The 18,290-nt window shown below is 66.8% G+C and carries 17 protein-coding genes; 12 read left to right on the top strand and 5 right to left on the bottom strand.

The window, feature by feature from the left end; all coding sequences use genetic code 11:
• Positions 1-148 precede the first annotated feature (148 nt).
• On the top strand, positions 149-3,034 hold the full coding sequence (gene uvrA, locus WS66_RS15140; protein WP_059598825.1) for an excinuclease ABC subunit UvrA: 2,886 nt from the start codon (positions 149-151) through the stop codon (positions 3,032-3,034).
• 255 nt (positions 3,035-3,289) lie between these two features.
• A complete protein-coding gene (locus WS66_RS15135) occupies positions 3,290-4,372 on the top strand; it encodes an AI-2E family transporter (RefSeq protein WP_059598826.1) in 1,083 nt (360 codons plus the stop codon).
• Between the two features lie 119 nt (positions 4,373-4,491).
• Here the strand turns inward: WS66_RS15135 and purU are convergent, their stop codons facing one another.
• From purU to WS66_RS15110, 5 genes are all read right to left on the bottom strand, one after another.
• The gene (purU, locus tag WS66_RS15130; protein WP_059598827.1) at positions 4,492-5,376 is read right to left on the bottom strand and encodes a formyltetrahydrofolate deformylase; all 885 of its coding nucleotides are present in this window, start codon (positions 5,374-5,376) and stop codon (positions 4,492-4,494) included.
• Between the two features lie 76 nt (positions 5,377-5,452).
• A complete protein-coding gene (locus WS66_RS15125) occupies positions 5,453-6,310 on the bottom strand; it encodes an NUDIX hydrolase (RefSeq protein WP_059598828.1) in 858 nt (285 codons plus the stop codon).
• A 5-nt stretch (positions 6,311-6,315) separates the two neighbouring features.
• Positions 6,316-6,930, bottom strand: coding sequence for a LysE family translocator (locus tag WS66_RS15120; protein ID WP_059598829.1), 615 nt, complete (start codon positions 6,928-6,930; stop codon positions 6,316-6,318).
• A gap of 34 nt (positions 6,931-6,964) precedes the next feature.
• Complete coding sequence (locus WS66_RS15115) at positions 6,965-7,531, bottom strand: adenine phosphoribosyltransferase (protein ID WP_059526281.1); 567 nt, start codon at positions 7,529-7,531, stop codon at positions 6,965-6,967.
• Positions 7,532-7,609: 78 nt separating this feature from the next.
• Complete coding sequence (locus WS66_RS15110; RefSeq protein WP_059598853.1) at positions 7,610-9,616, bottom strand: monovalent cation:proton antiporter family protein; 2,007 nt, start codon at positions 9,614-9,616, stop codon at positions 7,610-7,612.
• Positions 9,617-9,741: 125 nt separating this feature from the next.
• On the opposite strand from WS66_RS15110, the gene kdsD reads away from it, so the two are divergent.
• The 10 genes from kdsD (at position 9,742) to rapZ (ending at position 18,279) form a co-directional block, all read left to right on the top strand.
• The gene (kdsD, locus tag WS66_RS15105; protein WP_059598830.1) at positions 9,742-10,725 is read left to right on the top strand and encodes an arabinose 5-phosphate isomerase KdsD; all 984 of its coding nucleotides are present in this window, start codon (positions 9,742-9,744) and stop codon (positions 10,723-10,725) included.
• Entirely contained in the window at positions 10,725-11,261 is a 537-nt protein-coding gene (locus tag WS66_RS15100) for a KdsC family phosphatase (RefSeq protein ID WP_059598831.1), read from the top strand. The genes kdsD and WS66_RS15100 overlap by 1 nt, the downstream gene beginning before the upstream one ends.
• A gap of 3 nt (positions 11,262-11,264) precedes the next feature.
• Complete coding sequence (gene lptC / locus WS66_RS15095) at positions 11,265-11,879, top strand: LPS export ABC transporter periplasmic protein LptC (protein ID WP_059451451.1); 615 nt, start codon at positions 11,265-11,267, stop codon at positions 11,877-11,879.
• Positions 11,880-11,899: 20 nt separating this feature from the next.
• Positions 11,900-12,565, top strand: coding sequence for a lipopolysaccharide transport periplasmic protein LptA (lptA, locus tag WS66_RS15090; RefSeq protein WP_059464489.1), 666 nt, complete (start codon positions 11,900-11,902; stop codon positions 12,563-12,565).
• A complete protein-coding gene (lptB, locus tag WS66_RS15085) occupies positions 12,562-13,338 on the top strand; it encodes an LPS export ABC transporter ATP-binding protein (RefSeq protein ID WP_059598832.1) in 777 nt (258 codons plus the stop codon). The genes lptA and lptB overlap by 4 nt, the downstream gene beginning before the upstream one ends.
• Before the next feature lie 134 nt (positions 13,339-13,472).
• On the top strand, positions 13,473-14,978 hold the full coding sequence (locus tag WS66_RS15080) for an RNA polymerase factor sigma-54 (RefSeq protein ID WP_059598833.1): 1,506 nt from the start codon (positions 13,473-13,475) through the stop codon (positions 14,976-14,978).
• A 159-nt stretch (positions 14,979-15,137) separates the two neighbouring features.
• A complete protein-coding gene (hpf, locus tag WS66_RS15075; RefSeq protein WP_006477786.1) occupies positions 15,138-15,497 on the top strand; it encodes a ribosome hibernation-promoting factor, HPF/YfiA family in 360 nt (119 codons plus the stop codon).
• A 169-nt stretch (positions 15,498-15,666) separates the two neighbouring features.
• Positions 15,667-16,206 carry a PTS sugar transporter subunit IIA gene (locus WS66_RS15070; protein WP_059598834.1) on the top strand — a complete coding sequence of 180 codons (540 nt, stop codon included), beginning with the start codon at positions 15,667-15,669 and terminating at the stop codon, positions 16,204-16,206.
• A 119-nt stretch (positions 16,207-16,325) separates the two neighbouring features.
• The gene (gene hprK, locus WS66_RS15065) at positions 16,326-17,294 is read left to right on the top strand and encodes an HPr(Ser) kinase/phosphatase (protein WP_010090664.1); all 969 of its coding nucleotides are present in this window, start codon (positions 16,326-16,328) and stop codon (positions 17,292-17,294) included.
• A gap of 76 nt (positions 17,295-17,370) precedes the next feature.
• Positions 17,371-18,279 carry an RNase adapter RapZ gene (gene rapZ, locus WS66_RS15060; RefSeq protein ID WP_059526093.1) on the top strand — a complete coding sequence of 303 codons (909 nt, stop codon included), beginning with the start codon at positions 17,371-17,373 and terminating at the stop codon, positions 18,277-18,279.
• Positions 18,280-18,290 lie beyond the last annotated feature (11 nt).

Below are 18,290 nucleotides of genomic sequence, written 5' to 3'. Positions count from 1 at the left end.
CGGGCCGCCTCGAGCCGTGCGGCGCGGCCGCTTCCCCGGCGTGGACACCGCCTTGCTGCCAGCTGCTGCAAAGGCTGGGGACCCCCAACGACGGCCTCGAAAAGCCGTTATAGTAGCAGGTTTGGTTCCCTCCATTTTCGCCAGGTTCATGGAACAGATCCGTATCCGTGGGGCACGCACCCACAACCTGAAAAACGTCAATCTCGACCTGCCGCGCCACAAGCTGGTCGTGATTACCGGGTTGTCCGGGTCGGGCAAGTCGTCGCTCGCGTTCGACACCCTTTATGCCGAGGGCCAGCGCCGCTACGTCGAAAGCCTGTCCGCGTACGCCCGCCAGTTCCTGCAACTGATGGAGAAACCCGACGTCGACCTGATCGAGGGCCTGTCGCCCGCGATCTCGATCGAGCAGAAGGCGACGTCCCACAACCCGCGCTCGACCGTCGGCACGGTCACCGAGATCCACGACTACCTGCGACTTTTGTTCGCACGTGTCGGCACGCCGTATTGCCCCGACCACGACATCCCGCTCGAGGCGCAGAGCGTGTCGCAGATGGTCGACGCGGCGCTCGCGCTGCCGGAGGAAACCAAGCTGATGATCCTCGCGCCCGTGGTCGCGAACCGCAAGGGCGAGCACGTCGAGCTGTTCGAGGAGATGCAGGCGCAGGGCTTCGTGCGCTTTCGCGTGCGCTCGGGCGGCGGCACCGCGAACGAAGGCGTCGCGAAGATCTACGAGGTCGAGTCGCTGCCGAAGCTCAAGAAGAACGACAAGCACACGATCGACGTCGTCGTCGACCGCCTGAAGGTGCGCCCGGACATGAAGCAGCGCCTCGCGGAATCGTTCGAGACCGCGCTGCGCCTCGCCGACGGCCGTGCGATCGCGCTGGAAATGGACACCGACCGCGAACACTTGTTCAGCTCGAAGTTCGCCTGCCCGATCTGCTCGTACTCGCTGCAGGAGCTCGAGCCGCGCCTGTTCTCGTTCAACAACCCGATGGGCGCGTGCCCGGAATGCGACGGCCTCGGCCAGATCACGTTCTTCGATCCGAAGCGGGTCGTCGCGCACCCGTCGCTGTCGCTCGCCGCGGGCGCCGTGAAGGGCTGGGACCGCCGCAACCAGTTCTACTTCCAGATGCTGCAGAGCCTGGCGGCATTCTACGAATTCGACATCGACGCCGCGTTCGAGGACCTGCCGGAGAAGATCCGCAAGGTGCTGCTGTTCGGCTCGGGCAAGCAGACGATCCCGTTCTCGTACATCAATGAACGCGGCCGCACGACGATCCGCGAGCACGTGTTCGAAGGGATCATCCCGAACCTCGAGCGCCGCTACCGCGAAACCGATTCGGTCGCGGTGCGCGAAGAACTCGCGAAATACCAGAACAACCAGCCGTGCCCGTCGTGCGACGGCACGCGGCTGCGCCGCGAGGCGCGCCACGTGCGGGTCGGCACCGGCGACTACGCGCGTGGCATCTATGAAATCAGCGGCTGGCCGCTGCGCGACGCGCTCGGCTATTTCGACGGCCTGTCGCTCGACGGCGCGAAGCGCGAGATCGCCGACAAGGTGATCAAGGAAATCGTCGCGCGCCTGACCTTCCTGAACAACGTCGGCCTCGACTACCTGTCGCTCGAGCGCAGCGCCGAGACGCTGTCCGGCGGCGAGGCGCAGCGCATCCGCCTCGCGTCGCAGATCGGCTCGGGCCTGACGGGCGTGATGTACGTGCTCGACGAGCCGTCGATCGGCCTGCACCAGCGCGACAACGACCGCCTGATCTCGACGCTCAAGCACCTGCGCGACCTCGGCAACTCGGTGATCGTCGTCGAGCACGACGAGGACATGATCCGCACGGCCGACTACGTCGTCGACATGGGCCCCGGCGCGGGCGAGCATGGCGGCGTGGTGGTCGCCGAAGGCACGCCGAAGCAGGTGCAGTCGAACCCGCAGTCGCTGACGGGCCAGTATCTCGTCGGCAAGCGCACGATCGAGTATCCGGACGAGCGGATCGCGCCCGATCCGGAGCGGATGCTGCGCATCGTCGACGCGCACGGCAACAACCTGAAGCACGTCGATCTCGAGCTGCCGGTCGGCCTGTTGACCTGCATCACCGGCGTGTCGGGTTCCGGCAAGTCGACGCTGATCAACGACACGCTGTACCACGCGGTCGCGCGCCACCTGTACGGCTCGTCGGCCGAGCCGGCGCCGCACGAGGCGATCGAAGGCCTCGAGCACTTCGACAAGGTGATCAACGTCGACCAGTCGCCGATCGGCCGCACGCCGCGCTCGAACCCGGCCACCTACACGGGCCTGTTCACGCCGATCCGCGAGCTGTTCTCGGGCGTGCCGACCGCGAAGGAGCGCGGCTACGATCCGGGCCGCTTCTCGTTCAACGTGAAGGGTGGCCGCTGCGAGTCGTGCCAGGGCGACGGCGTGCTGAAGGTCGAGATGCACTTCCTGCCGGACGTCTACGTGCCGTGCGACGTGTGCCACGGCAAGCGCTACAACCGCGAAACGCTCGAAGTGCAGTACAAGGGCAAGAACATCAGCGAAGTACTCGACATGACGGTCGAGCACGCGTACGAATTCTTCAGCGCGGTGCCGGTCATCGCCCGCAAGCTGAAGACGCTGCTCGACGTCGGCCTGGGCTACATCCGCCTCGGCCAGTCGGCCACGACGCTGTCGGGCGGCGAGGCGCAGCGCGTGAAGCTGTCGCTGGAGCTGTCGAAGCGCGACACGGGCCGCACGCTGTATATCCTCGACGAGCCGACCACCGGCCTGCATTTCCACGACATCGCGCTGCTGCTCGAGGTGATCCACCGGCTGCGCGACCAGGGCAACACGGTCGTGATCATCGAGCACAACCTCGACGTGATCAAGACGGCTGACTGGGTGATCGACCTCGGCCCCGAAGGCGGCGCCGGCGGCGGCCAGATCATCGCGCAGGGCACGCCCGAGCAGGTCGCGAAGACGAAGGCGAGCTTCACCGGCAAGTACCTCGCGCCGCTGCTCAAGCGTCCGACCCGCAAGGCGGCGGCCGGCTGACAATTGCCGTTCCCGCGCGCGGCTGCCGGCCGCGCGCGCCCGGCGCCCGCGGCGGCGCCGGCGTCATCGTTTCCCCTTCCGCGGTTTTCCCCTCTGCGTTTACACCACGAGCCAAACAGCCCCGTGGCGGACCATAATGGCAGCTATACTTTACGGTCGTAAGGTTCGCCATCCGCACCAATCCGGTGCGGCGCCGGGCGACCGCCGTCCTGCCGCCCACCGCGCGGCATGACACACGAACGACAGGAATCCACGATGGAGAAGCAACAAGAGTCGCGCGACGCCCAGAGCCGGGAGCCGCACCTGCGCAGCGTGCGGCTGACGAGCGACTTCAGCCTGCCGAAGCTGTCTGCGATCGAGATCGGCAGCTATCTGTTCGCCCTCGTCGCGATGGTGCTCGTCATCGAGCTCAAGCTGCTGGGCGGGCTGCTGGCCGGCCTGCTGGTCTATCAGCTGATCCACACGATCGCGCCGGTCATCGAACGCCACACCACAAGCATGCGCGCCCGCTGGGTCGCCGTCGTGCTGCTGTCGATCGCGATCGTCGGCGGGCTCACCGGCCTGACGATCGGCATCATCGAGCACTTCGAGCACACGGTGCCGAACCTGCAGAGCCTGCTCGACCAGCTGATGCAGATCGTCGAGCAGACCCGCGCCCGCACGCCAGCCTGGATCGCGAACCTGCTGCCCGTCGACGTCGAACAGATGAAGACCAAGGCGGCGCTGCTGATGCACTCGCACATGGATCAGCTCCAGCAAGGCGGCAAGAGCGTCGCGCGCGGCTTCGGCCACGTGCTGTTCGGGATGATCATCGGCGCGATGATCGCGATCGGCGTCGAGCACGGCAAGGTGCGCCGGCCGCTGTCGACCGCGCTCGTCACGCGCGTGTCGCGCTTCGCCGAGTCGTTCCGCCGGATCGTGTTCGCGCAGATCAAGATCTCGGCGATCAACGCGGCATTCACGGCGGTCTACCTGCTCGTCGCGCTGCCGATCTTCCACCAGCAGCTGCCGCTGTCGAAGACGCTCGTGCTCGTCACGTTCATCGTCGGGCTGCTGCCGGTGATCGGCAACCTGATCTCCAACACGCTGATCGTCGCGGTGTCGCTGTCGGTCAGCATGGGCACCGCGATCGCGTCGCTCGCGTTCCTCGTCGTGATCCACAAGTTTGAATACTTCCTGAACGCGAAGATCATCGGCGGCCAGATCGAGTCGCGCGCGTGGGAACTGCTGCTCGCGATGCTGATCATGGAAGCCGCGTTCGGGCTGCCGGGCGTGATCGCCGCACCGATCTTCTATGCATACCTGAAGCGCGAGCTGTACATGCTGCGGCTGATCTGACGCAACGCTGCCCGGCGCGTCACGCGCGTCACGCGATAAAAAAACGCCGCGCCCCATCAAGGGCGCGGCGTTTTTGCATCCGGGCCAGCGGCCGGCCAATGGCCGCCCCGCACCGCCGATCAGCGGAACACGACCGTCTTCGTGCCGTTCAGCACGACCCGGTGCTCGACGTGCCACTTCACGGCGCGCGCGAGCGTCACGCACTCGACGTCGCGGCCGATCGCGGTGAGCTGGTCGGGCGTCATGCTGTGGTCGACGCGCTCGACTTCCTGCTCGATGATCGGGCCTTCGTCGAGATCGGTCGTCACGTAGTGCGCGGTCGCGCCGATCAGCTTCACGCCGCGGTCGAACGCCTGGTAGTACGGTTTCGCACCCTTGAAGCTCGGCAGGAACGAATGGTGGATGTTGATCGCCCGGCCGGCGAGCTGCTGGCACATATTCGGCGACAGGATCTGCATGTAGCGCGCGAGCACGACGAGATCGGCCTGGTGTTCATCGATCACTTCGAGCACACGCGCTTCCTGCGCGGCTTTCGCCGCATCGGACGAACCGCCGACGAGCGGGAAGTGATGGAACGGAATGTTGTAGCTCGCGGCGAGCTGGTAGAACTCCTTGTGGTTCGACACGATCGCCGGGATCTCGATCGGCAGCTGGCCGGTGCGGTAACGGAACAGCAGGTCGTTCAGGCAATGGCCGATCTTCGACACCATGATCACGACGCGCGGTTTCACGGCCGCGTCGTGCATCTCCCAGCGCATCGCGAACTGCTCGGCGAGCGGCGCGAATTCGTTGCGAAGCGTGTCGAGCGCCGACGCGGCATCCGCGCCCCCGCCGTCCTGCACGAAGTGCACGCGCATGAAGAACTCGCCGGTGCGGCTGTCGCCGAACTGCGCCGAATCGAGGATGTTGTTGGCGCGTTCGAACAGGAAGCCCGAGACTGCGTGGACGATGCCGTGCCGGTCGGGGCACGACAGTTTCAAGATAAAGCTGTGATCGGTCGGCATGACCGCTACTCCCTTCGTTTCGGTGTTCGTCAAATAGGCCATTCGTTCGGCCGCGCCCGGGCCGGCGTGCTGCGCATTACGCGGCCGGCGCGAACAGCGCGTCGATGCCCGCTGCGTCGGCCGCCGCGAGCCAGCGATGGCGCAGCATCGTGTCGAGCATCGCGAGGCTCGCATCCATCGTCGCGCGGCCTTCGCGCAGCCAGCCGACCACTTCGGATACACCGGCCAGCAGGTGCTCGGCCACTTCGCCATCCTGGTTGTGCGGCGCGAAGTCGCGCGGCAGCGGCAGGTCGTACACGAAGATCAGTTCGGACTGCGTGCCTTCCGGCAGCGAGCACAGCACCTGCACCGCCCGGCCCGCGATCGCGCGCGCCGCCAGTTCGGCCGGCATGCCGGCCTCTTCCCAGCATTCCTTCGTGAGCGTCTCGTGAACGCCCAGGCCCCAGCCGATGCCGCCCGCGACGACGTTGTCGAGCATGCCGGGATCGGTTGCCTTGGTCGCGCTGCGGCGGCCGAGCCACATCCGCGGCACGGCCGGCTCACCCGGCGCAACCGCATATTCTACGATGCCGTTCAGGTGCACTGCATAGGTCTGCGTGCCGAAGAAGCGCGACGCGGCGCGTTCGATATACGCGAGCGGTGGATCGTCGAAGCGGTTGCGGATCGCATAGATCTCGTCGCGCCAGCCCGGAATCGCGCCCTCGGCCGCCAGCGCACCGATCGCGCTCGCGAGCGCCATGCTGCGCGCGTCGACCGTGTCATAACGCGCCGACAGCACGACGCGCGTGTCGGTCAGCTCGAACACGTCGGGCCAGCGAGCGAGCTTGGCGATGTCCTGGCGACGCACCCAGCCGACCTGCTCGCCGGCGATCTCGAAACGCAGGTGCGCGGCCGGATCGAAGCGGCGCGCGGCCGCGATGCAAGGAAACGTCATCGGGCTCAGTCCTTCAGCGCGACGCGAATGCCGATCGCGATGAACGTCGCGCCGGCGATCCGGTCGAGCCATACGCCGGCCTTCGGGCGGCGCTTCAGCCATGTGCCGATCGCGCCCGCGCCGACGCCGAACAGCGAGAACACCACGGCCGTCTGCAGCATGAACAGCGCCCCGAGCTCGAACATCTGCAGCGTCACGCCCTGCACGCCATGCGGATCGACGAACTGCGGCAGGAACACGACGAAGAACAGCGTGACCTTCGGGTTCATCAGGTTACCGATCACGCTCTGCCGGAAGATCGCGCCAAGCGGCTGCGGCGGACGCGCGTGCGCGTTCGCGAGCCCCTGGCTGCGCAACGCCTTGATGCCGATCCACACGAGGTACGCGGCGCCCGCGAGCTTCAGTGTCTGGAACGCGACCGGCGACGAGCGCAGCACGGCCGCGACGCCGAGCGCCGCGAGCGTCGTATGGAACAGGATCCCGGCCGTGAAGCCGAGCGCGGCGACGAAGCCGGCCGCGCGGCCCTGCGAGATGCCGCGCGCGAGCACTTGCAGGTTGTCGGGACCCGGCGCGAACGTGATCGCGATCGACGTGGCGAGAAACAGCATGAAGTTGGGCATCGTGACCTCGCGGCGTGGGCCGGCGTCCAGTGGTTCAATGGCCGGCGAATTCGGTGACGGTATAGACGGGCAGCCCCGCGTTGCGCAGCAGCGTCGAGCCGCCGAGATCGGGCAGATCGATGATCGCCGCACCTTCGACGACGACCGCGCCGAGCCGCTGCAGCAGGTTGCGCCCCGCCATCATCGTGCCGCCGGTCGCGATCAGGTCGTCCATGATGATCACGCGGTCGCCGGCGCGGCACGCGTCTTCGTGGATCTCGACGGTCGCGCTGCCGTATTCGAGGTCATACGACTCCGAGCACGTCTTGTACGGCAGCTTGCCGACCTTGCGGATCGGCACGAAGCCGACGCTCAACTCGTACGCGACGATCGGCGCGATGATGAAGCCGCGCGCGTCAAGGCCCGCGACATAGTCGAGCTTCGCATCGACATAGCGCTCGACGAACAGGTCGACGAGGATGCGCAGCGCCTTCGGGCTCTGCAGCAGCGTCGTGATGTCACGGAACATCACGCCCGGCTGCGGCCAGTCGGGCACGGTGCGGATCTGGCTGTGGATGAAGGCGACCGGATCGAGCGGTGCGCCCGACGACGAATGCGGCATGAAACTCTCCGAAAAAAACGGTGCGCGAAGATCGGGCACCGTTTCGAGTAAATACGGGTCAGGTTATCGAATCGCGACTCACGCGACTGCGGCCGGCGGTTCGCGCCGATGCCGCGACAGCCGCTCCTCCGCGAGCGCGAGCGCCTCGGGCAGCCCGCGCAGCACGACGATGTCGCTCGCGCGCAGCTTGGTCTGCGGATCGGGTTCGACGCCGCGGATGCCGTGCCGGCGGATCGCCGTGACTTCCAGCCCGAGCGCATACAGCCCGAGTTCCTCCAGCGAGCGCCCGACCGCATCCGCGCGCGCGTCGACCGGCACCGATTGTAGCCGCACCTGCTCGTGATCGTCGTCGTCCGCATCGTCCGCGCCGCGGAAATAGCCGCGCAGCAGGCTGTAGCGCTCGTCGCGCATCTCCTCGACGCGCCGCACGACCTTGCGCATCGGCACGCCGACCAGCACCAGCGTGTGCGACGCGAGCATCAGGCTACCCTCGACGATCTCCGGAATCACCTCGGTCGCGCCGGCCGCGAGCAGCTTCTCGAGATCGGCGTCGTCGACCGTGCGCACGATCGCCGGCAGCGTCGGCTCGAGTTCGTGCACGTGATGCAGCACGCGCAGCGCGGACGGCGTGTTCGCATAAGTGATCGCGACGGCCGCCGCGCGATGGATACCGGCCGCGAGCAGCGACTCGCGACGCGCCGCGTCGCCGAACACGACCGATTCGCCGGCCGTCGCGGCCGCGCTCACGCGATCGGGGTCGAGGTCGAGCGCGACGTATGGAATGCCTTCCTGCTCGAGCATGCGCGCCAGGTTCTGCCCCGCGCGGCCGTAGCCGCAGATGATCACGTGGCCGCGCTGCTTGAGGCTTTGCGTCGCGATCCGCGTCATCTGCAGCGACTGCTGCATCCATTCCGTCGACGACAGCCGCATCACGATCCGGTCGGCGTTCTGGATCAGGAACGGCGCGGCGAGCATCGACAGCAGCATCGACGCGAGGATCGCCTGCAGCAGCGTCGAATCGACGAGATGCCGGTCGAGGATCAGGTTCAGCAGCACGAAGCCGAATTCGCCGGCCTGCGCGAGGCCGATGCCGGTGCGCATCGCAACGCCCGGCGTCGCGCCGAACAACCGCGCAAGTCCGGCGATCGTCGTCGCCTTGAACAGGATCTGCCCGACGAAGAAGCCGAACACGAGCACCGGATGCTCCCAGATCACGCGCGGATCGAGCAGCATCCCCGTCGTCACGAAGAACAGGCCGAGCAGCACGTCGCGGAACGGCTTGATGTCCTCCTCCACCTGATGGCGGAACGGCGTCTCGGAGATCAGCATCCCCGCGATGAACGCGCCGAGCGCGAGCGACAGGCCGAAGCGGTCGGTGACGAACGCGGCGCCGAGCGTGACGAGCAGCAGGTTCAGCACGAACAGCTCCTGCGAGCGGCGCCGCGCGACGACGTTCAGCCAGCGCGTCATGAAACGCTGCCCGATGACCAGCAGCAGCGTCAGCGCGATCACGATCTTGACCGCCGCGAAGCCGAGCGTGAGCGCGAGATCCTTCGACGACTCGGCGCCGAACGCGGCGATCACGATCAGCAGCGGCACCACGGCCAGATCCTGGAACAGCAGCACGCCGAAGATGTTGCGGCCGTGCGCGGTCTCGATCTCGAGCCGCTCGGCGAGCATCTTCGACACGATCGCCGTCGACGACATCGCGAGCGCGCCGCCGAGCGCGATGCAGCCCTGCCACGTGATGTGCACCCAGCGCTCGAACAGCAGGCCGAGCGCCAGCGCGAGCACGAGCGTCGCGACCACCTGCAGGAGACCCAGCCCGAACACGAGCCGCTGCATCGCCCGCAGCTTCGCGAGCGAGAATTCGAGGCCGATCGAAAACATCAGGAACACCACGCCGAATTCCGCGAGATGCTCGGCCCGCTCCAGATCCGCGGCGACGCCGAACGCGTGCGGCCCGACCAGGATGCCGACGGTCAGGTAGCCGAGCATCGGCGGCAGGTTCAGCGAGCGAAATACGACGACGCCCACCACCGAGGCCAGCAGCAGCAGCAGGGTCATTTCGAGCGGGGAAATCACGGGCGAAGCGTCCTCGTTCGTCGGGGCCACGGCAATGCGGGCGCGGGTGGTGGCGGTGGGCAAGCGGCATCGGACGAGTCCGAAGGCGCGGCGCGGCGAACAAACGCCTTTGCTATACTCCGCGCATGATAGCGAAAATCAATGATGATCGGGCGCTCGCGCTCGCCCGCGACGTGCTCGACATCGAGGCGGACGCCGTGCGCGCGCTGCGCGACCAGCTCGACGGCGACTTCGTCCAGGCCGTCGCGCTGCTGCTCGGCTGCCGCGGCCGCGTCGTCGTATCCGGTATCGGCAAATCCGGGCATATCGCCCGCAAGATCGCGGCCACGCTGGCGAGCACCGGCACGCCGGCCTTCTTCGTCCACCCGGCCGAGGCCAGCCACGGCGACCTCGGCATGGTCACGTCGGACGACGTGTTCATCGGCATCTCCTATTCCGGCGAGTCGGAAGAACTCGTCGCGATCCTGCCACTCGTGAAGCGGATCGGCGCGAAGCTGATCGCGATCACGGGCCGCGCGGAATCGAGCCTCGGCACGCTCGCCGACGTGAACCTGAACGCCGCGGTCTCGAAGGAAGCCTGCCCGCTGAACCTCGCCCCCACCGCGAGCACGACCGCCGCGCTCGCGCTCGGCGACGCGCTCGCCGTCGCGGTGCTCGACGCGCGCGGCTTCGGCTCCGAGGATTTCGCGCGCTCGCATCCGGGCGGCGCGCTCGGCCGGCGCCTGCTCACCCACGTGCGCGACGTGATGCGCTCGGGCGACGACATTCCGCGCGTCGGGCTCGACGCGACGCTGTCGGACGCACTGTTCCAGATCACCGCGAAGCGCCTGGGCATGACCGCCGTGGTCGACACCGACGGCCGCGTGGCCGGCATCTTCACCGACGGCGACCTGCGCCGCGTGCTGGCGCGCGACGGTGATTTCCGCACGCTGCCGATCGTCGACGTGATGACGCGCGAACCGCGCACGATCGGCCCCGACAATCTCGCGGTCGAGGCCGTGGAACTGATGGAGCGCCACCGGATCAACCAGATGCTGGTGGTCGATGCCGACGGTGCGCTGATCGGCGCGCTGAACATGCACGACCTGTTTTCGAAGAAGGTGATCTGATGAGCGCAGCGCTGACTGCGGCCGAACGCGCGAGCCGCGTGAAGCTGATGGTTTTCGACGTCGACGGCGTGCTGACCGACGGCGGCCTGCTGTTTACCGCGGCAGGCGACGCGATGAAGTCGTTCAATTCGCTCGACGGCCACGGCGTGAAGCTGCTCGGCGAGGCCGGCATCGCAACCGCGATCATCACCGGCCGCCGCTCGGACATCGTCGCGGCCCGCGCGAAGGAAATGAAGATCGCGCATCTGTTCCAGGGCGTCGAGAACAAGCTCGCCGTGTTCGGCGACCTGATCGCGTCGCTCGGCATCACCGCCGACGCCTGCGGCTATATGGGCGACGACTGGCCCGACCTGCCGGTGATGCTGCGCTGCGGCTTCGCGACGGCACCGGCCAACGCGCACCCCGAGGTGATCGCCCGCGCGCACTGGGTGGCCGAGGCCCGCGGCGGCCACGGCGCGGTGCGCGAAGTCTGCGACGCGATCCTGCGCGCGCAGCGCCGCTACGACGCGCTGCTCGCCGCTGCCTGCGGAGCCTGACGGATGAACACGCATTTCCGCTGGACCCAGTTGCTGCCGCTCGTCGCGGTCGCCGCGCTCGCGGGCATCACGTGGTGGCTGCTGCAGGCGACGCTGCCGCCGCCCGGCGAAGGCACCGTGCAGCCGAAGCGCCACACGCCCGACTATTTCGCGGACAACTTCTCGGTCACCGAGCTCGACCAGACGGGCACGACGCAGTACCGTCTGACGGCCGCGAAGCTGATTCATTACGAAGACACCGAAAACAGCGACCTGACCGATCCGGCCATGCGCGCATTCCAGCCCGGCAAGCCGGTCGTGACGACCACCGCGAAGCGCGGCACCGTCAACGGCGACGTGTCGATCGTCGACTTGTACGACGACGCGCGCATCCTGCGCGTGGCCGGCGGCGGCGACCCGCAGATGCAGGCCGATTCCCAGCATTTCCGGATCTTCGTCAATGACGATGTGATCCAGACCGAAAAGCCGGTTAAACTTCAGCGCGGCCTGTCGCTCGTCAACGCGACCGACGGCATGAAGTACAACAACGTCACCCGGGTCATCGAGCTTTACGGCAACGTGCGCGGCACGATCGCCGCGGCGGACACGTCCGGCGGCTCGAAAGGTCAATCCAGGTGACGCATCCCTCACGTGACTGCATGAACGAACCGTTCCCTCGACAGAATTCCGGCGGCGCTGCGCGCGCCGTCCGCGCCGCGCTCGCCGCGACGCTCGTGGCGCTCCCGCTCGTCGGGCTGGCGCCGCTCGCCCATGCCGAGAAGGCCGACCAGAACAAGCCGATCAACGTCGAGGCGGACAACCTGACCTATGACGACCTGAAGCAGGTGACGGTCGCGACCGGCAACGTCGTGATCACGAAAGGCACGATCATCATCAAGGGCGACCGCGTCGAAGTGCGCCAGGATCCCGAAGGCTATCAGTACGCGACATCGTTCGGCAGCGGCAAGAAGCACGCGACGTTCCGTCAGAAACGCGAAGGTCTCGACGAATACATCGACGGCGACGCCGAGCGTATCGACTACGATGGCAAGCAGGACCTGACGACGCTGACCACCGCCGCGACCGTGCGCCGCCTGCAGGGCACGTCGACGATCGCCGACACCGTGCACGGCAGCGTGATCACGTACGACGGCCAGCGCGACTTCTACACCGCGAAGGGCGGCAAGGACGTCGCGGCGCCGGGCAACCCGAACGGCCGCGTGCGCGCGATGCTGTCGCCGAAGAACGGTGGCCCCGGGCAGCTGAACGGCGCGCCGGCGAAGCTGTCGCCGTCGACCACGATCCAGGGAGCGCCGGGCCAATGAACGCGCTTTCGAACCGCCAGCCGGCCGGCACGACGAGCTCGCTCGTCGTCCGCAACCTGAAGAAACGCTACGGCTCGCGCACGGTCGTCAAGGACGTGTCGCTCGACGTGAAGAGCGGCGAAGTCGTCGGCCTGCTCGGCCCGAACGGCGCCGGCAAGACGACGTCGTTCTACATGATCGTCGGCCTCGTGCCGCTCGACGCGGGCGAGATCTCGCTGAACGGCAGCTCGATCAGCCTGCTGCCGATCCACAAGCGTGCGTCGCTCGGCCTGTCGTACCTGCCGCAGGAAGCGTCGGTGTTCCGCAAGCTGACCGTCGAGGAAAACATCCGCGCGGTGCTCGAACTGCAGCACGGCGACGACGGCAAGCGGCTGTCGAAGGACGCGATCGCGGCGCGCACCGAGGCGCTGCTCGACGAGCTGCAGATCGGCCACCTGCGCGAGAACCCGGCGCTGTCGCTGTCGGGCGGCGAACGCCGTCGCGTCGAAATCGCGCGCGCGCTGGCGACCAACCCGAACTTCATCCTGCTCGACGAACCGTTCGCCGGCGTCGACCCGATCGCAGTGCTCGAGATCCAGAAGATCGTCAAGTTCCTGAAACAGCGTAACATCGGCGTGTTGATTACCGATCACAACGTCCGCGAAACGCTCGGCATCTGCGACCACGCATACATCATCAGCGACGGTTCGGTGCTCGCCGCCGGCGCGCCGAGCGAAATCATCGAAAACGAAAGCGTGCGCCGCGTGTACCTCGGCGAACACTTCCGCATGTAACCTTCCCCGCGGCTGGCCGCCCCCTCCGGCGTCCGGCGGCTCCCGCCTGCGGCCGTGCGCCGCGCCGCGCGTAATCGCGGATGGCTCAAGGCACCTGGGTCGTGGCAAACTGCCGGTATGACTCCCTCTCTGCCATGAAAGCCAGCCTTCAACTCCGCCTGTCGCAACACCTGGCACTGACACCGCAACTGCAGCAGTCGATCCGGCTGCTGCAGTTGTCGACGCTCGAACTGCAGCAGGAAGTCGCGATGGCCGTCGCGCAGAATCCGCTGCTCGAGAACGATGACGAATGGATCGCGAGCCCGCTGCGCGTCGCGGCGGACGGATCGCTGATCGCGCAGACGCCTCCCAGCCAGAACACCGAGTCGGGCGCCGCGAACGGCAGCAGCCAGTCGAGCGATCGCGCCGAGCGCGACGAACCGGCCGCCGCCGACGAATACGACAGCTACGCATCGGGCGACGCCGGCGACGGCCCGCAGTGGAATCTCGACGAGTTCGGCCGCTCGAGCGGCGCATCGGACGACGACGACCTCCCGCCGCTGCAGGTGCAGGAAGCCGCGACGTCGTTGCGCGACCACCTGTCCGCGCAATTGCGCGTCACGCAGGCCAGCCCGCGCGATCGCGCGCTCGTGATGTTCCTGATCGAATCGCTCGACGACGACGGCTACCTGACCGCCTCCCTCGACGAAGTGCTCGCCGACCTGCCGCCGGAACTGGAAATCGACTGCGACGAACTGAATGCGGCGCTCGCGCTGCTGCACAGTTTCGACCCGGCCGGGGTCGGGGCCCGCTCGGCGTCCGAATGCCTGAAGCTGCAGTTGCTGCGCCTCGATCCGTCCCCGACACGCACGCTCGCGCTCGAGATCGTGTCGCAGCATCTCGAACTGCTCGCCGCCCGCGACTTCACGCGGCTGCGCAAGCACCTGAAGGCGAGCGACGACGCGCTGCGCGACGCGCACGCGCTGATCCGTTCGCTGGAGCCGTTCCCCGGCGCCGCGTACGGCAAGGCCGAGGCCGACTACGTCGTGCCCGACATCATCGTGAAGAAGGCCGGCCAGGGCTGGCTCGCGGAACTCAATCCGGAAGTGATGCCGCGCCTGCGAATCAACAACCTGTACGCGAACATCCTGCGCAACAGCCGCGGCGACCCGTCGGCCGGATCGTTGAAACAGCAGCTCCAGGAAGCACGCTGGCTGATCAAGAACATCCAGCAGCGATTCGACACGATCCTGCGTGTCGCGCAGGCTATTGTCGAACGTCAGAAGAATTTCTTTGCGCACGGTGAAATTGCCATGCGCCCCTTGGTTTTGCGGGAAATAGCTGATACGCTGGGCCTACACGAGTCGACTGTCAGCCGTGTGACAACTGGCAAGTACATGCTGACCCCGTTCGGGACGCTTGAATTTAAGTACTTCTTCGGATCACACGTTTCGACCGACACCGGAGGCGCCGCATCGTCGACCGCCATCCGAGCCCTGATCAAGCAACTGATAGGAGCTGAAGACCCAAAATCGCCACTTTCGGACAGCCGCATTGCCGAGCTGCTGGCAGAACAGGGATTCGTGGTCGCGCGCCGCACGGTTGCCAAGTATCGCGAAGCCCTCAAAATCCCGGCAGTGAATCTGCGCAAGTCTCTTTAAGCCTGCTGCCTGCCCGGCGGCAGGCGTGTTCCGGCCACCGCGCACACGGGGAACAGGCCGGGCGACTTGTCCGCGAATGTGCCGCTACCTGCGGCAGGGGCAAGTCGACCGGAGCGCCGCCTCGATGCGGCCGGGTGGTCACTCGCTTGGAGAAGCACTATGAACCTGAAGATCAGTGGACATCATCTCGAAGTCACGCCTGCAATTCGCGAATACGTGATCACCAAGCTGGACCGGGTGCTACGGCATAGCGATCAGGTAATCGATGGCACTGTGATCCTCTCGGTCGACAATCACAAGGAAAAGGACAAGCAGCAGCGCGCGGAAATCAATCTGCATCTGAAGGGCAAGGACATCTTCGTCGAAAGCGCGAACGGCAACCTGTACGCTGCGATCGATCTGCTGATCGACAAGCTGGATCGTCAGGTCGTCAAGCACATGGAGCGTCTGCAGACCCATGCGCACGACCCGATCAAGCTGCAGCCGTCGATCGACCAGATCGAACTGCCGCCGCAATAACGTTCACCGCAATACACACGCCGCCCGGTTCGCCGGGCGTTTTTTTTGTGTCCGAGCGGCAGTGGTGCGACCGGTCCGTCCATGCCGCGCCACGCACGCGGCTGTGCTCTATAATGTTCCGGTTATCGCCGGGGGGCGTTGGGTGCGGTAGCTGCCTTGCAGGTTTCCGATGCCGAACGCCTTGATATCGCCGAACATGGAAAATCAGTCTGCCGCCGCAAGGAGACCCCAGGCCGCCCAATCGCCTGCCAACATGAATCGCCTAGCCAAAATCCTGCCCATAGAGAACGTCGTCATCGACCTCTCCGTCACCAGCAAGAAACGCGTCTTCGAACAAGCCGGGTTGATCTTCGAGAATCAGAACGGCATCGCCCGCAGCACCGTCACGGATAACCTGTTCGCGCGCGAGCGCCTCGGTTCGACCGGGCTCGGCGAAGGCGTCGCGATTCCGCACGGGCGCATCAAGGGGCTCAAGCACCCGCTCGCCGCGTTCGTGCGGCTGGCCGACGCGATCCCGTTCGAAGCGCCCGACGGCCAGCCCGTCGGTCTCCTGATTTTCCTGCTCGTCCCCGAGCAAGCCACCCAGCAGCACCTCGAGATCCTGTCGGAAATCGCGCAACTGCTGTCCGATCGCGACGCGCGCGAGCGTCTGCACAACGAAACGGATATCGCCGAGTTGCATCGCCTGCTCACTCAGTGGCAACCTTGAGTTGATCCGGGCGGAATTTTTCCGGTACGAGGCGGCACCCGCCGTCGTCCAGGGCCGCCCGGCATGGCGACGTCCGTCGCCGCGCGCCTGCACACCGGCCCATTGGAGTGACGAGAGTCATGGATACGTCCAGCATCAACGCCCAGAGCATCTTCGACGACAACGCGGCCACGCTGAAGCTGAGCTGGCTGACGGGGCATGAAGGCTGGGAGCGCGGTTTTTCGGCCGACACCGTCGCCAACGCAACGTCGAGCGCCGACCTCGTCGGCCACCTGAACCTGATCCACCCGAACCGGATCCAGGTGCTCGGCGAAGCCGAAATCGACTACTACCAGCGGCAGACCGACGAAGACCGTTCGCGCCACATGGCCGAGCTGATCGCCCTCGAGCCACCGTTCCTCGTCGTCGCCGGCGGCGCCGCGGCGCCGCCCGAACTCGTGCTGCGCTGCACGCGCTCGTCCACGCCGCTGTTCACGACGCCGATGTCGGCCGCCGCGGTGATCGACAGCCTGCGGCTCTACATGTCGCGCATCCTCGCGCCGCGCGCGACACTGCACGGCGTGTTCCTCGACATCCTCGGGATGGGCGTGCTGCTCACCGGCGACTCCGGGCTCGGCAAGAGCGAACTGGGCCTCGAACTCATCAGTCGCGGCCACGGCCTCGTCGCCGACGATGCCGTCGACTTCGTCCGACTTGGCCCCGATTTCGTCGAAGGCCGCTGCCCGCCGCTGCTGCAGAACCTGCTCGAAGTGCGCGGCCTCGGCCTGCTCGACATCAAGACGATCTTCGGTGAAACGGCGGTCCGCCGGAAAATGAAGCTGAAGCTGATCGTCCAGCTCGTGCGCCGCCCGGACGGCGAATTCCAGCGGCTGCCGCTGGAAAGCCAGACGGTCGACGTGCTTGGCCTGCCGATCAGCAAGGTCACGATCCAGGTTGCGGCCGGCCGCAACCTCGCGGTGCTCGTCGAGGCGGCCGTGCGGAATACGATCCTGCAGTTGCGCGGAATCGACACGTTGCGCGATTTCATGGATCGGCAACGACTCGCGATGCAAGATCCCGACAGTCAGTTCCCCGGCAAGCTCGTGTAACGCTCCCCGCGCCGGCCTCGCAGCGCCGACGCGTCGAGCCGGTGCTATGATGAAACGTCAGGATTCTCTGCTTCCCATGCGCATCGTCCTTATCACCGGCATCTCCGGCTCAGGCAAGTCCGTCGCGCTGAACGCGCTCGAAGACGCAGGCTACTACTGCGTCGACAACCTGCCGCCGCACGTGCTTCCCGAACTCGCCCGCTACCTGGCCGACGGCGGCCAGCACCGGCTCGCGGTCGCGATCGACGCGCGTTCGAGCGCGTCGCTGGACGAAATGCCCGGTCTGATCCGCGCGCTGTCGCTCGAGCACGATGTCCGCGTGCTGTTCCTCAACGCGAGCACGCAGGCGCTGATCCAGCGCTTCTCCGAAACGCGCCGGCGCCACCCGCTGTCCGGCTCGCCGTCGCACGACGCGAACGTCGGGCTGCTGTCGTCGCTCGAGGAAGCGATCGAGCGCGAACGCGAGCTGGTCGCACCGCTCGCCGAATTCGGCCACCAGATCGATACCAGCACGCTGCGCGCGAACGTGCTGCGCACGTGGGTCAAGCGCTTCATCGAGCAGAAGAACAACGACCTGATGGTGATGTTCGAGTCGTTCGGCTTCAAGCGCGGCGTGCCGCTCGATGCCGACCTGATGTTCGACGTGCGCGCGCTGCCGAACCCGTACTACGACCATGAGCTGCGCCCGCTCACCGGGCTGGACCAGCCGGTCATCGCCTTTCTCGACGCACTGCCGATCGTCCACCAGATGATCGACGACATCCATGCGTTCCTGACGAAATGGCTCCCGCACTTTCGCGAAGACAACCGCAGCTACCTGACCGTCGCCATCGGCTGCACGGGCGGTCAGCATCGCTCGGTGTTCATCGCGGAAACGCTCGCCGCGCGCCTCGCGCACGATGCGAACGTGATCGTGCGGCATCGTGACGCGCCCGTGGATGTCGACGCGTCGTCGCGGCTCGTCGCCGAGGTCGAACGACCTTAGCGACACCGCCC

It is taken from the genome of Burkholderia sp. LA-2-3-30-S1-D2 (genome assembly GCF_001523915.2).
GTDB lineage: Bacteria > Pseudomonadota > Gammaproteobacteria > Burkholderiales > Burkholderiaceae > Burkholderia > Burkholderia diffusa.
This window is presented reverse-complemented; position numbering and strand designations above follow the sequence as displayed.

Coding starts and splice junctions, on each gene's coding strand:
- uvrA (WP_059598825.1), top strand. CDS start 149: ATGGAACAGATCCGTATCCGTGGGGCACGCACCCACAACCTGAAAAAC.
- WS66_RS15135 (WP_059598826.1), top strand. CDS start 3,290: ATGGAGAAGCAACAAGAGTCGCGCGACGCCCAGAGCCGGGAGCCGCAC.
- purU (WP_059598827.1), bottom strand. CDS start 5,376: ATGCCGACCGATCACAGCTTTATCTTGAAACTGTCGTGCCCCGACCGG.
- WS66_RS15125 (WP_059598828.1), bottom strand. CDS start 6,310: ATGACGTTTCCTTGCATCGCGGCCGCGCGCCGCTTCGATCCGGCCGCG.
- WS66_RS15120 (WP_059598829.1), bottom strand. CDS start 6,930: ATGCCCAACTTCATGCTGTTTCTCGCCACGTCGATCGCGATCACGTTC.
- WS66_RS15115 (WP_059526281.1), bottom strand. CDS start 7,531: ATGCCGCATTCGTCGTCGGGCGCACCGCTCGATCCGGTCGCCTTCATC.
- kdsD (WP_059598830.1), top strand. CDS start 9,742: ATGATAGCGAAAATCAATGATGATCGGGCGCTCGCGCTCGCCCGCGAC.
- WS66_RS15100 (WP_059598831.1), top strand. CDS start 10,725: ATGAGCGCAGCGCTGACTGCGGCCGAACGCGCGAGCCGCGTGAAGCTG.
- lptC (WP_059451451.1), top strand. CDS start 11,265: ATGAACACGCATTTCCGCTGGACCCAGTTGCTGCCGCTCGTCGCGGTC.
- lptA (WP_059464489.1), top strand. CDS start 11,900: ATGAACGAACCGTTCCCTCGACAGAATTCCGGCGGCGCTGCGCGCGCC.
- lptB (WP_059598832.1), top strand. CDS start 12,562: ATGAACGCGCTTTCGAACCGCCAGCCGGCCGGCACGACGAGCTCGCTC.
- WS66_RS15080 (WP_059598833.1), top strand. CDS start 13,473: ATGAAAGCCAGCCTTCAACTCCGCCTGTCGCAACACCTGGCACTGACA.
- hpf (WP_006477786.1), top strand. CDS start 15,138: ATGAACCTGAAGATCAGTGGACATCATCTCGAAGTCACGCCTGCAATT.
- WS66_RS15070 (WP_059598834.1), top strand. CDS start 15,667: ATGCCGAACGCCTTGATATCGCCGAACATGGAAAATCAGTCTGCCGCC.
- hprK (WP_010090664.1), top strand. CDS start 16,326: ATGGATACGTCCAGCATCAACGCCCAGAGCATCTTCGACGACAACGCG.
- rapZ (WP_059526093.1), top strand. CDS start 17,371: ATGCGCATCGTCCTTATCACCGGCATCTCCGGCTCAGGCAAGTCCGTC.